The organism is Corynebacterium jeddahense (assembly GCF_028609865.1).
Lineage (GTDB): Bacteria > Actinomycetota > Actinomycetes > Mycobacteriales > Mycobacteriaceae > Corynebacterium > Corynebacterium jeddahense.
Genome location: NZ_CP063194.1, coordinates 502,345 through 516,450, shown reverse-complemented (window position 1 = coordinate 516,450; position 14,106 = coordinate 502,345). Strand labels below are relative to the sequence as shown.

Sequence of the window (14,106 nt, the reverse complement as noted above, 5' to 3'; positions counted from 1 at the left end):
CTGCAGCCGGCCGTCGATGTTGGTGGTTCCTACCCCACTTCGGGGAAGAACGAGTATCGCCCTGTCCATGGGTTGTGGATCTGGACCTCGTAGCCGATGTCCTGTGCTGCCGCGCCGTCGAGAAGCACCTGCAGCTCTTTGGCGTTGAAATAGCTTTGGCTCAACACGAGCCCGGCAGCGATGAGTGCGATGAGCAGCACAAGTGCGGCAATGCTGATGGCGGTGGATTTGTTCAACGTGGTGCCCTTTCTGGTCATCGATGTGGCGATCTGCTGCGAAGCCTACGAGACGCTAGGCCTCACAACCAGCCCCTTTCGTCTCCACCTGAGGGGCCGAAAGTTCCCGTCCCCCCCAATTAGATTCACCGGTTCCGGCAGGCCACACAACCGCAGTAGACCGCTTAGTACACAACGCAAGACCAAGCGGGCTACATTGCCCACATGGCGAACTACGACAATTCCAATGCGAATGAGTGGTCCTTCGGCACCCGCGCGATCCACGCCGGCCAGCAGGTCGACCAGGATTACGGAGCGCGCAACCAACCAATTTACATGACCACCAGCTACGTCTTCGATGACGCGCAGCACGCGGAGAACCGCTTCAACCTGTCGGACGCCGGCCCGATTTACACGCGCCTGACCAACCCGACGCAGTCGGCGCTCGAGGACCGTCTCGCTTCCCTCGAGGGCGGCGTCGCGGCGACCGCGTTCGCTTCCGGCATGGCTGCCGAGACCGCGGCGATTCTCACCCTCGCCCAGGCCGGCGACCACGTGGTCACCTCCCCACGCCTCTACGGCGGCACGGAGACCCTCTTCCTGCACACCCTGCCCAAGCTCGGCATCGAGTTCACGTTCGTGGACAACCCCGACGACCCGGCCAGCTGGCAGGCCGCCGTCAAGCCCAACACCAAGGCGTTCTACGGCGAGACGTTCGGCAACCCAATCGCGGACATTCTGGACATTCCGGCAGTCGCCCAAGTCGCCCACGCGAACCAGGTCCCCTTGATTGTGGACAACACCATGGCCACCGCGGCGCTCGTCCGGCCGCTGGAGCTGGGCGCAGACATCGTGGTCCTTTCCACCACGAAGTTCTACACCGGCAACGGCGCGGCCATCGGCGGCGCGCTTGTGGACGGCGGCACGTTCGACTGGACCGTCGAGCGCGACGGCGAGCCGGTCTTCCCGCTGTTTACCACCCCGGACCCGGCGTACCACGGCCTGAAGTACGCGGACCTCGGCGCCCCGGCGTTTGCGTTGCGCGCCCGCGCCGGCCTGCTGCGTGACACGGGTGCAGCCATTTCCCCGTTCAATGCCTGGGTGGCGCTGCAGGGTATCGATACGTTGGCGTTGCGCGTCGAAAAGCATAATGCGAACGCGAAGCAGGTCGCCGAGTTCTTGAGCACCCACGACAAGGTGGCCAAGGTCAACTACGCGGGCCTGGAGGGCTCGCCGTACAAGGCCACGCAGGAGAAGCTGGGGCTGAAGTACACCGGCTCGGTGCTCTCCTTCGACATCGCGGGCGACCAGAACGACAAGACCGCGGCCTGGAGGTTCATCGACGCGCTGAAGCTGCACTCCAACCTGGCCAACATCGGCGACGTGCGCTCGCTGGTGGTCCACCCGGCGTCCACGACGCACTCGCAGTCCGACGCCGCAGGCCTCGCGCGCGCCGGCATCACCCAAGCCACGGTGCGTCTGTCGGTGGGCATCGAGGACGTCGAGGACATCATCGCTGACCTCGAGCACGGCTTCGCGGCGGTGTAACGCCCCCGCGCCTAACCGGGCACCCCGTCAAAAATCCCCCGCAGCGCGCGAGCTACTGAACGTAGGAAAAACTCCCCGGGATCGCGCAACGTACCGCTGCCGAAGTGGCCGAATACTTCGGCAGAAATCAACCCGACGATCGTCACCCACAGGTCCATCCCCAGCTCCACCACGTCCGAGCTCAACCCGGGGGCCTCATCCCGCCCGATAGCATCGAGGTCCTCGGTCAACACGTCGCCACGGGCCCCCGCCGTCCCGCCCGGCCGCGCGTCCTGGAGAAGACCGCCGAGCAGCCCGATCACTCGCGTGCCAGCCGCACCTGTCACCTCCGCCGGAGCGTGAAAGTTGGCGACGGGACTGCCGTAAATCAATGCCCATCTCTGCGGGTACACCAGCGCCCATTGTCGCATCGCCATCGCCAACACCCGGCACCGGTCTATCGCCGCCGTCTCTTCCGCCAACGCGTCCAGTTCCGACTCCACTGCATCAGCGAGTTGCGTGTACGACGCGGCAATGAGCGTAGTCAGCAGCCCGTCCCGATCGGGGATGTAGCGGTAAAGCGCCGACGGACTAACCCCGAGGTCGCGTGCCACTGCCCGTAGGTTCACCGCCTCCACGCCCCCTTCATCAAGACGGGAAAAGGCAAGCTGTTCGATCCGCTTCTCAGTTTGGATCCTCGCCAGGGCTCGTGGGCCTAGCTTCTCGACGGTCATGTCGCCACATTAACAAACGAGAACACTGTTCTTGTTCTGAGCCTCAGTGCAGTTTAGGATCAAACCGAGAACACAATTCACAATTAAGAACAGGGGTCTCGCAAAATGGGTTCAACACTGGTCATTGGCTTTGGAGCGGTTGGACAGGCCGTGACGCGGCGTCTCATCGATACCGAATCACCTGTCACCGTGTTGGCGCGCTCCAATCGTCCGGTACCCGCCGGTGCCGATCTCGTTGTGGGAGATGCCGCGTCAGCCACCGACCTGCTGGGAGCACTTGAAGCCAGTGGCGCCGACCGCATCATTTGCTGCGTCCACGCTCCGTACACTGAGGCCGCCTGGCGCGATCAGCTCATTCCGTTAGAGCGAACAGTCCTTGGCGCCGCAGAGGAAGCTGACGCCCACGTCACTTTCCCGGAATCCGTCTATGCTTTCGGCCCAGACGAACAGACGGTGACTGCGGAGAGCCGTGTGAGCGCGACCGCCGGCAAACCTGGAGTTCGTACCGAGCTGATTGCCGCACGCGACGCTTCCTCCGTCCCGACCGCTTCCGTGGTTGCCTCCGACTTGTACGGTCCCGGCTGCGGCGCTTCGATGGTCGCCCAATCGCTCATCATCGACCGGATACGCTCCGAGAAGCAGCCCCTGGCCCTGATCGATGCCGACACGCCCCATGCGTTCACCTTCGTCGGCGACTACGCACGAGCGCTTGTCGACGCCTCGGCGAAACGCACCAGCGGAATCACCCTCACCCCCACAGCCGGGCCGATTACGCAGCGCGAGTTCGCAACTCTCGCGGCGGGAGCTTACGGGGTTAAACAGCGCCGCCCGCTAACCCTTCGGCCGTGGATGCTGCAACTCGCAGGAATAGTCGATGAAAATATTGGCGGCTTACAGGAGATGACGTGGCTATGGGACAGCCCTCGAGCGCTCGAGTCCGACCTGGCCTGGGCACCGACCCCTTACCGTGACGGGCTTGCAGCTACGGCCTCTTTTGAATAAAAAGTAGACCGCTTAGTCCGCTTTGTACCTAAGCGGTCTACAGTGTGTTCCATGTGTGACACCAGCTCGGCCGCACCCCATCTGCCCCCAGAGGGCGAACAGCGCGTCGTTTCCATTGGTGACCTCGCCACCGAGGCTGGCGTGACGATCCGCGACGCAAGCATTGCCTTTCGGCGCTGGGGCGCTTTCCGCGGCGACCCCCACGGCAAGAACAACATCCTGCTGGTGGAGCATGCGCTGACCGGCGACTCCGACGCCACCAACTGGTGGTGCGAAGCCGTCGGCCCCGGCAAGGCGCTGGACACCGATGAATGGTGCGTGATCTGCACCAACGCCTTGGGATCGTGCTACGGCTCGACGGGACCTGCGAGCGAGCACCCCGACGGCGGCGTGTGGGGTTCGCGCTTCCCCGCTATTTCCATGCGCGACATGGTGAACGCGGAGCACGCGTTTCTTCAGGAGCTCGGAATCTCGCGGGTGCATGCGGTCATCGGCGGGTCAATGGGCGGGGCCCGTACCCTCGAGTGGACGCTCCTGCACCCCGAGGAAGTGGACTACGCGCTGGTGCTCGCGGTGTCTGCGCGAGCGAGCGCCTGGCAGATCGGCATGCAGACAGCGCAGATCACCTCGATCACCCAGGACCCGGCGTGGCAGGGCGGCAACTATCACGGCACCGGTGACACCCCCGACGCGGGTCTGGCGGCGGCGCGCCGCATCGCACACCTGACGTACCGCGGCGAGATGGAGATCGACGAACGCTTCGGCACCTCCGCCCAGCCCGGCGAAAACCCCCTCGGCCCGTTCCGCGAGGACGGCGAACGCTTCGCCGTGCAGTCCTACCTCGAGCATCAGGGCGTGAAGCTGACGAAGCGTTTCGACGCCTCCTGCTACGTCGCCCTCACCGAGGCGCTCAACCGCCACGACGTCGGCCGCGGCCGCGGCGGGTTGAACAAGGCGCTCGCCTCCTCGACGGTGCCCACCATGATCGTGGGCATCGACACCGACATCCTCTACCCCTACCACCAGCAGGAACACCTCTCCCGCAACCTGGGAAACCTGCTGGCGATGGCGAAGTTGTCCTCTCCTGTGGGCCACGACGCCTTCCTGGTGGAGGCGCGCCAGATGGACCGCATCTTGCGCAACTTCATCGCGCTCACCAGGGACACCCCATCGGCGCACGACGTGGCCGTGTCGCGCGGCAGCTACGACATCTAGCCCACGATGCCGACGGTGCCCATGCGCTGAGACCTGGGTGGGTTAGACATCACTCAAGAATATCTGCACGTTCTCGAGCGAGAACACCCTCTCGGTCACCTCCTCACCGAGCAAGACGGGGACGAGCTTGTCGAGGTCCGGCAACCCGGTCTCTTCGAACTCGGCCGCGGTCTGCTCATCGAAGACCACGACGAAGCGGCTGCCCTCCAATGCGTTCAACCCGGCCTCGAGCGGCTGCGGGAGTTGCGCGCTCGCGTCTGCGTCCCAGCCCTGAGGGATAAGGTCCGTGATGTCGCGCGGGAGCCAGTTGCCGATGGTGCGGGTGATGTGAATTGCCTCATCACTCGTCATGTCCTCGTTGAGCTCAGCGGCGCGGCGGGCGAGGAAGAGCGGCATGACAAACTCGGTGTCGAACTCGGAGAGTACGGAGAGCGAGTACGCGTACTGGTCGATAAGGTTGCGGCGGTAAATGCCGTCGTCGACGAAACGCTGCGAACCCACGATGTAGGCGAGCTGCTTGGCGTACGCGAGGTGGGTGTAGTACTCCACCGGCGTGTACCCGCGGGTGAGCGAGCAATGGGTTTCCACCACTTCACCGAGCTCCTTGAGGAGCGGAAACGCCTCGCGGTCTGTGCTCACCGCGAAGTCAATGCGCATCCCGAGTACGTACGTGGAGGATGCGAGGCGCGATTCAAGCATTCCGTCGGGGAACATGGGCACCGGGAAGACAGTTCGTCCGGCCGGGAGATACTCGTCGAGCTCGGTGGCGTCGACCATGCAAACACTCACGGCCTCGTGGTCCGGCGTGCGGGTTTCGGCGAAGCTTTCTGGGGTTTGGCGGTCATCCACCACCACCGCGCGGGGGGTCGGGCTGTCCCCGCCGATGCGTACGGGAAGCCACGTCTCAAGGCTTTCGGCCGCCTGCGCGAGCTGGCCCAAAAGGAAGTTCCCGGCCGCCTGCTCACACTTGCGCGCCTGGTAGTAGGCCGTGGTAAAGCGCGGGTCCCACTCCTTCAAAATTTCCAAGTTGTCGGCCGCGTCAGAGAAGTAGCGACGGGCTTGTGGTGCGGTGGTTTCCACCGAATCACGGGCGAGGTCGAGGAGCTGGTGGGTGTTGGCAAGGACAACGTACGCATCAAGCGACTCGTTGCGTACGGCTTCAGCAGGCTCGTATTCAGCCACAGCATCAGCAAGCTTGACGACGAGCTCGTTCGCGAACTCGACCTCCGCGTCGGACGGGGCATCGTCGAAAAGCGAGTGCACAGAAACGGCGACCTCCACGTTCGTGCCGTGGGTGTTGGCGGTGAAAGAGAAGCCGTTCGGGCGGGTATCGGTCATGTAAACCTCCATGGTTGGGAATCAGGGACACCACTAACCATAAGAAGCGCGCCGACACGAACCCCTTAACTCTCGAACATATGAACTACGATCCAAGCGCATCCACCGACCAGGACAGCCACAACATGGCGGCTCCCAGGGCCGTCGTAAAGAAGGCGTCGAAGCGTTTGGAGCGCACCGCAACAAGCCCAATCACCTGAGAATCGCAGGTCAGGCGCATGATGGTGAGCCACAGCATGGCGGCGCCGAGCGTGAACGTCGCGCGGCGCCAGTGCTCCGTCGCGGCGAACACGCCGGAGAGCACGAACCCCACGACGAACACCGCCACCAGCACCTGCTGCGCCCAGCGGGGCAGCGGCGAGGGGGCGTTGCCGCGGTCGTGGGGGTTGTCGAGCGTGAGCCCCGGCGGGGGGTTAAGCAAGTCGCTCCGCCTGGCGCTCGGCACTCTCGACGATGTTGCGGACGAGGAACGTGCGCGTCATCGGGCCGACGCCGCCCGGGTTCGGCGAGACCCAACCAGCCTTCTCCCACACGTCGGGGTGCAAGTCGCCCACCGTCTTGCCGTCGACGCGGGAAACGCCGACGTCGAGCAGCGCCGCGCCCTCCTTGATCATGTCCGCGGTGATCATGTGCGGCTTACCTGCGGCGGCGATGACGACGTCGGCGCGGCGGGTCTCCGCGGCAAGGTCCTTCGTGCCGGTGTGGCACAGCACGGCGGTGGCGTTGACGTCGCGGGAGGTGAGCATGAGCGAGATGGGGCGGCCCACGGTCACGCCGCGGCCGATGACACACACGATCGCGCCGTTGAGATCCACGCCGAAGCGCTCCAACAGCTTGATGGAGCCGTTCGGGGTGCACGGAAGCGGCGCCGGCTCGCCGAGCACGAGCTTGCCCAGGTTCACCGGATGCAGGCCGTCGGCGTCCTTGTCCGGGTCGATGAGGCCGAGGACGCGGTTCTCGTCGAGGTGCTTCGGTAGCGGCAGCTGCACGATGTAGCCGGTGACGGCGTCGTCGTGGTTCAGCTCGTCGATAAGCTGCTCGAGCTCCTCCTGCGTGCAGTCCCCCGGCAACTGCTTTTGTATCGAGGCGATGCCCAGCTCCTCGCAGTCCTTGTGCTTCATGCGCACGTAGTTCTGGCTCGCGGGGTCCTCGCCCACCAGCACGGTCGCCAGACCGGGAGTGATCCCCTTCTCCTTCAGCGCCGCCACGCGCGTCTTCAGGTCCGCGAAAATCTCCTCGCGGTAGAGCTTCCCGTCCAGTTTGATCGCAGTCACACGGCCCATCCTAGACTCTTGCGCGTGCTCCACCTCATCTACGACAACCCGGCCATCGGCGGCAACGCCGGCGCCGCGATCCGGCTCGCGGCGAACACGGGCGCGCAGCTCCACTTCGTCGAACCGCTCGGCTTCAACTTCAACGACAAGCACCTCAAGCGCGCCGGCCTGGACTACCACGACCTCGCCGACGTGCTCGTCCACCCCAATATCGACGCCTGCCTCGACTCGCTCCCGGGCTCGCGCGTCTTCGCCTTCACGGCGCACACCGAGCACCACTACCACGAGGTGTCCTACCAGGACGGGGACGCGCTCATGTTCGGCAACGAGGCGAACGGCATCCCGCCGGAGCACCTCGCCCACCCGCGGGTCACCCAGCGCGTGCGCATCCCAATGCTGCCCGCCCGGCGCAGCATGAACCTCACGAACTCCGCGTCAGTCGCCGTCTACGAGGCGTGGCGCCAGCTCGGCTTCGTCGGCGGGGTCTGACAGCGGATCGACCGGCTGCAGCGGGGGCAGTTCGCGGGCTCGCAGCGTATCGACGAGCTCTCGCGCCTGCCCCGCATCCAAATCCCTGCACGAGACCTTGAACGCGCCCGGCACGATATCCAGGTCCACCGTGGCGAGGTCGAGCGGCCGCTGCGTCGGCCCCGTGGTGTAGCTGAGCTCCTGGATGTGCGGGATTTCCACCATCTGGTACCAGCGGCCGACGCGGCCCACCGTGGAGTGCACCACGCCCGCGTCCTTGCGCACCGTCACCGTCTGGCGCGACCAGTCGATCGGCGAGACCCAGCGGGCGCGCCGTGGCGAGCGGTACGTCGCGTGCTCGAGGTCCGTGAGCTCCTCGAGCGACAGGGGGCCGACGGCGCGCACCACCGCCTGCGCCTGCTCCCACGTCCCCACCGGCAGCAGCTTCGACGTGCCGGTCGCCCGGTTGCGCTCCGAGCCGTAGCCCGCGACGGTGACGGACACCGTCCACCACCCGAACATGCGCCAGAACATCGGCTGGCGCACCTGCAGCGCATGGATGCGCCCGCGCGGCACCGCCTGGCGCCGCCGGTTGGCCAGGCCGTAGGTGAGGTGGAACACGTCCCCGTCCTTCGTGCACGAGAAGCGCCAGGACTGGTCGATCGTGCGCCAGATGCGGGGGAAGAAGCCCACCACCACCGGGATAATCGCGGCGGCGGACAGGTCCGTCCAGAGCGGGACGAACGCCCAGAGCAGGGTGAAGACCGTGGACATCTGGAACGTCGTGGCCGCGAGGGACCGGTTGATGGGGATCGGGGGGACGAGTGGGCCGGCCGGAGGGGCGTCGTCAAGCAATGGCCCCTGCGGTCGCTCCTCGGCGATCTTGCGGAGGATCTCCTCGCGGACCTCGTCCGCCTCCGCGCGGGGCAGGTACGTGATCTCGAGGCTGGCGTTCGTGTTGCCGGCGACCTCGATGCGCACCGCCGCGAGGCCGAAGAGGCGCGGTGCGAACGGTTCGATGACGTCGACGGCCTGGATGCGGTCGTAGCGCGCCGAGCGGACCTGCTTCGTGAGCACGCCGCGCCGCGTCTCAATCTCCTCTTCGCCAATGCGGAACCCGGAGCTGCGCCACCACATCCGCGACAGCGCAAACAGGACGAGCAGCGCGGCGGCGAAACCCGCGACGGCCCAGCCGACCTGGACCACGCCCACGCCCTCGCGCTGCAGCCAGTGGTAGATGGGCATGGTGAAGTTGAACACGGCCAACGTGGCCAGCGCGAGGAGGAACGCCCAGACGCGCAGCACCGGGCTGAGCCGATGGACCTGGCGGTAGCCCTCCATCACAGCCCGCTCATCTGCTCGCGCGCCTTCGCGGCGAGCCGGTCGCGCAGCGCGTCGGCCTCGTCCGCCTCGAGGCCCGGCAGCTCCGTGTTCGACGTGTTGGACGCCGTGTGCACCTCAATCTCCTTGAGCCCCATCGCGCGGGCGACCGGGCCCGACTTCACGTCCACGAACTGGATGCGGCCGTACGGGATCACCGTGACCGTGTGGAACATCTTGCCGGTACTCAAGATCAGCTCGTTGTCCGTTTCCAGCCAGCCCATGTTGCGCACCTGGAACGGGATGAGGAACATCTGCCAGATGAAGTAGACGGCGAAGATCCCGAGCGGGATCAGCCAACCCCACCCCCACTGCCGGTAGCAGAGCCAGCAGATCGTCAGCAAAATGATTGCCCAGAACACATTGGCCACATACCGCGGCAGCATCAGCTTCGACGAAACCCTATTCATCGACTCGACGGATGTCGGAAGCGGGGTGACGGGCTCGAGCGCTTCAGTCATGGCGGTTACGGTACCAGCCAGCCGTTTTGAGGCAGCGTTGGTGGGGTTTGGTGGTTTGTTTCGGGTCGCGGCTTGTTTCGGGTCGCGGCTGACAGATTTCACAAAGCGCGCGGGTGTCGAATCTTTCAGTTTCCCCAGGCCGCAGAAAAGGTGCGTGCGAAATCTGTCCCAAAAGGTGGACTGGGCGCCACAGGCGCGGAGATCTTCAGGACCGGCAGTGGTTTGACAAAGCGGCAGTCTTCGATATTATCGCCCGTATTACTCCCGCCTTCCCCTAACGGGGATTGGCGGTTTTTTTGAAAGGGGGGTCATGGAACCAGAATCAGAGAAAACCGAACGGGTTCATGTACTCGTTGATTATGAGAACGTACGGTGAATCGCGCGGAGCCAATTTCTTCCGCTATCGGCGCCATTCCACGCCGGGATGGTTCAACCCGTTGAACTTGCAGAACTCCTTGTCAGCCGTCAGATCAGACCATCATCCCTCGAGGCCGTTTCCGTTTTCCGGGGTCGCCCGGTTCCTCAACACCAACCCACTGCGTCCCAGTTTTTCGACAGGTATACAGCAGACTGGGTTGCAGATAGCAGATGCACTGTGGTGCACCGGCCGTTGAAGTATCACTTCCCTAACCGCCATGACCCGGCGTATTTCGAGGCATCGGAAAAGGGAATCGATGTGGCCCTGGCGATGAAGGTGGTGGAGACGACGCTCGCCGGCGAAGTCGATGCGATTATAATTTTCTCGAACGATACCGATCTGTTCCCTGCGGTGGAGTTCGCATACGACAACGGGATGCATGTGGAAGTCGCCGCGTGGGACGGTTCGACTGGGCTTCGATTCCCGGCAGACTCCGGTAAACGCCTCTGGTGCCACTTCTTGAAGGAACGAGATTTTCTATCGGTGCGGCAAGACGATTTCTTTCAGTAGACCCACCTAACGAAAATCCCGCGACCCGCGGGAGAGCAACTCCCCCATCGCCAAAGGCTCCAGCTTGTCGGCGACGACGGACACCGCCCCCGAGGCATTCTGCACGATTCCGCGCACGACCAGGGCCTTCGCGGTGCGGGCCAACACCCGCTGCTTGTTCCACAGCCCGACGGAGATGACCACATTGACCAGCCCGGTCTCATCCTCCATGCCAAGGAACGTTACGCCGCCGGCAGTGGCCGGGTGTTGGCGGTGCGTGATCACGCCGGCGACGCGCACGCGGGTGCCGTCCTCCACGCCGCGCAAAAGCTCGGACGCCGGCACGACCCCCTGCGCCGTCAGCGCCGAACGCACCATCGCCACCGGCATCACCCCCGGCGTCACACCGGTGACGGCGACGTCGGCGGCCATGAGCTCGAAGGCGTTCATGCCGGGCAACGCCGGCGCCACCACCGACGACAGCCCCGGCAGCATCCCCTCGCGCTCGGTGGCGGCCACGCCCGCCTGCCACAGTGCCTGCCTGCGCGTGACGCCGAAGCAGTCCAGCGCCCCAGCCCGGGCGAGCGCCTCGACGTGGTCCACCGACAGATCCGCCCGGCGCGAAAGGTCGGCGATGTCCGAAAACGGGGCGGCCGCCTCGATCCTGTCGGCAGCCGCGTCGCCGAGGCCGCGCACGAGCCCGAGCCCCATCCGGATCGTCGAGGAATCCACGCACAGCGCCTCCCGCCCGGAGTTGTTCACACACACCGGCAGCACCTCCACCCCGTGGCGCCGCGCGTCCTGGATGAGCGACTGCGGCGAGTAGAACCCCATCGGCTGCGCGCGCAAGAGCCCCACGCAGAACTCGGCCGGGTAGTGGTACTTGAACCACGCGGAGAAGTACACCAGCGACGCAAACGACTGGGAGTGCGACTCCGGGAAGCCGTACGCGGCGAACGCCACGATCTTCTGCCAGAGCCGCTCCGCCACGTCCTCACCGATCTCGTTGGTGCGCCAGCAGCCTTCGAAGAAGCGAGCCCGCAACGCGGCCATCTTGGCGGGGGAGCGTTTGGAGCCCATGGCTCGTCGTAACGCATCTGCCTCGCGGCCGGAGAACCCGGCGGCGTCGATGCAGATCTGCATGAGCTGCTCCTGGAACAGGGGGATGCCCAGCGTCTTGCCCAAAGAGCGCTCGAGCACGGGGTGGTCGTAGGTCACCGGTTCGAGGCCGTCGCGGCGCCGCAGGTAAGGGTGCACGGAGCCACCCTGGATCGGGCCGGGGCGGATGAGCGCGACCTCCACGACGAGGTCGAAGAAGCAGCGCGGCTTCAACCGGGGCAGGGTGCCCATCTGCGCGCGGGACTCGACCTGGAAGACGCCGACGGAATCGGCGCGGCAGAGCATGTCGTACACGTGGGCGTCGTCAAGCGAAAGCTCCCAGAGGTGCACCGTGCGCCCCGTCGTCTCCTCCACGAGGTCCACCATGTGGTGCAGCGCCTCGAGCATGCCGAGGCCGAGCAGGTCGAACTTGACCAGGCCGGCGGAGGCGCAGTCGTCCTTGTCCCACTGCACCACCGAGCGGTTTTCCATGCGCGCCCACTCGACGGGCACGACGTCGGCGATCGGGCGGTCGCAGATGACCATGCCGCCGGAGTGGATGCCCAGGTGGCGCGGCTGCCCCTTGAACTGGGCCGCCAGCTTCTCGACGCCCTCCGGCACCTCCGTCATCCCCTTCGCCCAACTGTCCGCCGCGCCCTGCGGGAACCCGAGCGCGCGGGCGGCGTCGCGCACCGCCCCCTTCGTGCGGTACGTGATCACGTTGGCCACCTGCGCCGCGTTGTCGCGCCCGTACGTTTCGTAGACGTACTGGATGACCTCCTCGCGCCGGCCCGACTCGATGTCGAGGTCGATGTCCGGCGGGCCGTCGCGGTCGGGCGAAAGGAAGCGCTCGAACAGCAGCCCCGCCTCGATCGGCTCGACGTTGGTGATCCCGAGCGCGAAGCACACCGCCGAGTTCGCCGCGCTCCCGCGCCCCTGGCACATGATGTTCTGCCTGACGCAAAACTGCACGAGGTCGTAGACGATGAGGAAGTAGCCGGGGAAGTTCAGCTCGTCGATCACGCCCAGCTCGTAGCGGATCTGGGCCATTGCTTGACGACGCACCTCCGGCCCCCGCACCGCATACCTCACCTCCGCGCTCGCCATGGTGAGGTTGCGCAGGTGGTCCATCTCACTGCGCCCGTCCGGCGTGGAGTATTTCGGCAGCTCCGGGGCGACGAGGTCGAGCGTGAACGCGCAGCTCTTTGCCAGCTCCACGGTATAGGCGAGCTTCTCCTCGCAGCCGGGCAGCATCCGCGCGAGCTGCTCGCCAGAGCGCAGCCAGTTCGCCCCCATCGGGTGCAGATCCCCGTGCGCCTGGGCGAGCGACTCTCGTCTGGCCAGCGCCCGCTTCGCGGCGGCGAGCCGGGCCTGGTCGCGCGTCGCCGCGGCGGGCATCGCCGTCACGATGGCGGGGAGTTTTTCCGCGTGCTTTCCCGCGCGTGCGTCTCGCGCTGTGTCTCGTGCCCGGTCCAGCGCCGCGTGCCGGTCCGCGTCCTCCGGCGTCATGGACACCTCGTACTCGAGGACGACGTTGGGGGTGCCGAAGGCGTCGATAAGCTGATCGATTTCGCCCGCCCACCGCCACCCGGCGAGCGCGACGCAGGTGCCATTCAATTGGTCCCCGATGAGCTCGAGCGGCGGGTAGGCGACCTTGTCCTTTTCGCGCGTGGCCATGTGCGCGTCCGCCATGAGGTGGCTTAAGCGCTTGTACCCCTCGGGCCCGCGCGCGATGACGGGCAGGATCCGGTCGAGGAGCGTCAGCTCGGCCCCGAACACGGTGTCCAGGCCCGCCGCCGCGGCCGCCTCGGCGAACTTCACCGCGCCGTAGAACCCGTCTCGGTCGAGCACACCGAGCGCGGTTATACCCAGCTCAGCCGCCCTGGCGACGAGGTCCTCCGGCTCACTCGCCCCGCCGAGGAAGCTGTACGAACTTACCGCGTGCAGCTCCGCGAACGGGGCCGTCGGATGCTGTTGGCCGTGGGGCGTTGGCGGCGCAGCGCCCGGTTTCGTGCCCGGCTTCGCGGTCGGTGCGCCGGCGTGGGCGCCGGTGTGGGCGCCGGTGTGGGCGCCGGTGTGGGCGCCGGTGTGGGCGACCGGCACCGGCTCCGGACCGGGGCGACCGGAGAGGATGCGCTCGAGCCGCGACCACGACAGCGGCGCTCCCCCGTTGAACCTCATGGCGGGAACGCTACCATCGTTCGAAACTGTGTGCTACTTGTTCGGGGCGCCGCGGCCCTGGCCTGCCGGCTCGCGGCCCTGCCCCACCGACCTCTCGGCCCCTCCAGCCTGCCCCACCGGCCCCGCGAGCCTGTTTCCAGCTGGAAAGACCCAGCTTTTCGCCCTCCAGAGCCGAAAAGCTGGGCCTTTGTAGCCGGATTTAGCCGGTTGGGGGCGTCAGGCGGCGCGGGATGGCGGGCGAGGCGGGCGAGGCGGCGCGGCACCGGGGGCCAAGCCAGACACGGGCGCCGTAACCCTACCCCGCCG

General features: G+C 66.1%; 13 protein-coding genes. 5 read left to right on the top strand and 8 right to left on the bottom strand.

What is annotated here, in order from left to right; translation table 11 throughout:
• Positions 1–29: 29 nt before the first annotated feature.
• Complete coding sequence (locus CJEDD_RS02535) at positions 30–236, bottom strand: hypothetical protein (RefSeq protein WP_157034466.1); 207 nt, start codon at positions 234–236, stop codon at positions 30–32.
• A 204-nt stretch (positions 237–440) separates the two neighbouring features.
• Between CJEDD_RS02535 and CJEDD_RS02530 the strand changes: the two genes are divergently transcribed.
• A complete protein-coding gene (locus tag CJEDD_RS02530; protein WP_042407146.1) occupies positions 441–1,763 on the top strand; it encodes an O-acetylhomoserine/O-acetylserine sulfhydrylase in 1,323 nt (440 codons plus the stop codon).
• A gap of 11 nt (positions 1,764–1,774) precedes the next feature.
• Here the strand turns inward: CJEDD_RS02530 and CJEDD_RS02525 are convergent, their stop codons facing one another.
• The gene (locus CJEDD_RS02525; RefSeq protein WP_042407149.1) at positions 1,775–2,476 is read right to left on the bottom strand and encodes a TetR/AcrR family transcriptional regulator; all 702 of its coding nucleotides are present in this window, start codon (positions 2,474–2,476) and stop codon (positions 1,775–1,777) included.
• Between the two features lie 105 nt (positions 2,477–2,581).
• On the opposite strand from CJEDD_RS02525, the gene CJEDD_RS02520 reads away from it, so the two are divergent.
• Positions 2,582–3,478, top strand: coding sequence for an NAD-dependent epimerase/dehydratase family protein (locus tag CJEDD_RS02520; RefSeq protein WP_074432519.1), 897 nt, complete (start codon positions 2,582–2,584; stop codon positions 3,476–3,478).
• 51 nt (positions 3,479–3,529) lie between these two features.
• Positions 3,530–4,693 carry a homoserine O-acetyltransferase MetX gene (gene metX / locus CJEDD_RS02515; protein ID WP_042407152.1) on the top strand — a complete coding sequence of 388 codons (1,164 nt, stop codon included), beginning with the start codon at positions 3,530–3,532 and terminating at the stop codon, positions 4,691–4,693.
• A gap of 42 nt (positions 4,694–4,735) precedes the next feature.
• Here the strand turns inward: metX and CJEDD_RS02510 are convergent, their stop codons facing one another.
• From CJEDD_RS02510 to CJEDD_RS02500, 3 genes are all read right to left on the bottom strand, one after another.
• The gene (locus CJEDD_RS02510) at positions 4,736–6,031 is read right to left on the bottom strand and encodes a hypothetical protein (RefSeq protein ID WP_052333780.1); all 1,296 of its coding nucleotides are present in this window, start codon (positions 6,029–6,031) and stop codon (positions 4,736–4,738) included.
• 85 nt (positions 6,032–6,116) lie between these two features.
• Positions 6,117–6,452: a DUF3017 domain-containing protein gene (locus tag CJEDD_RS02505; protein ID WP_042407161.1), complete on the bottom strand. Its 336-nt coding sequence runs from the start codon at positions 6,450–6,452 to the stop codon at positions 6,117–6,119.
• Positions 6,445–7,305 carry a bifunctional methylenetetrahydrofolate dehydrogenase/methenyltetrahydrofolate cyclohydrolase gene (locus CJEDD_RS02500; RefSeq protein WP_198132991.1) on the bottom strand — a complete coding sequence of 287 codons (861 nt, stop codon included), beginning with the start codon at positions 7,303–7,305 and terminating at the stop codon, positions 6,445–6,447. The genes CJEDD_RS02505 and CJEDD_RS02500 overlap by 8 nt, the downstream gene beginning before the upstream one ends.
• A gap of 18 nt (positions 7,306–7,323) precedes the next feature.
• Here CJEDD_RS02500 and CJEDD_RS02495 point away from each other — a divergent pair, with 18 nt between their 5' ends.
• Positions 7,324–7,794 (top strand): tRNA (cytidine(34)-2'-O)-methyltransferase, encoded by a 471-nt coding sequence (locus tag CJEDD_RS02495; protein ID WP_042407167.1) that lies wholly within the window; start codon positions 7,324–7,326, stop codon positions 7,792–7,794.
• Here CJEDD_RS02495 and CJEDD_RS02490 read toward each other — a convergent pair.
• Together CJEDD_RS02490 and CJEDD_RS02485 are read right to left on the bottom strand one after the other, a co-directional pair.
• Positions 7,741–9,114, bottom strand: a complete 1,374-nt coding sequence (locus tag CJEDD_RS02490) for a PH domain-containing protein (RefSeq protein ID WP_042407169.1) — start codon at positions 9,112–9,114, stop codon at positions 7,741–7,743. The genes CJEDD_RS02495 and CJEDD_RS02490 overlap by 54 nt on opposite strands.
• Complete coding sequence (locus tag CJEDD_RS02485) at positions 9,114–9,614, bottom strand: PH domain-containing protein (protein WP_232297709.1); 501 nt, start codon at positions 9,612–9,614, stop codon at positions 9,114–9,116. Before CJEDD_RS02485 ends, CJEDD_RS02490 begins: the two co-directional genes overlap by 1 nt.
• A gap of 595 nt (positions 9,615–10,209) precedes the next feature.
• Between CJEDD_RS02485 and CJEDD_RS02480 the strand changes: the two genes are divergently transcribed.
• Positions 10,210–10,542, top strand: coding sequence for an NYN domain-containing protein (locus CJEDD_RS02480; protein WP_042410098.1), 333 nt, complete (start codon positions 10,210–10,212; stop codon positions 10,540–10,542).
• Between the two features lie 6 nt (positions 10,543–10,548).
• On the opposite strand, the gene CJEDD_RS02475 is transcribed toward CJEDD_RS02480, so the two are convergent.
• Positions 10,549–13,800, bottom strand: a complete 3,252-nt coding sequence (locus CJEDD_RS02475) for an error-prone DNA polymerase (RefSeq protein WP_042410099.1) — start codon at positions 13,798–13,800, stop codon at positions 10,549–10,551.
• Between the last annotated feature and the right edge of the window lie 306 nt (positions 13,801–14,106).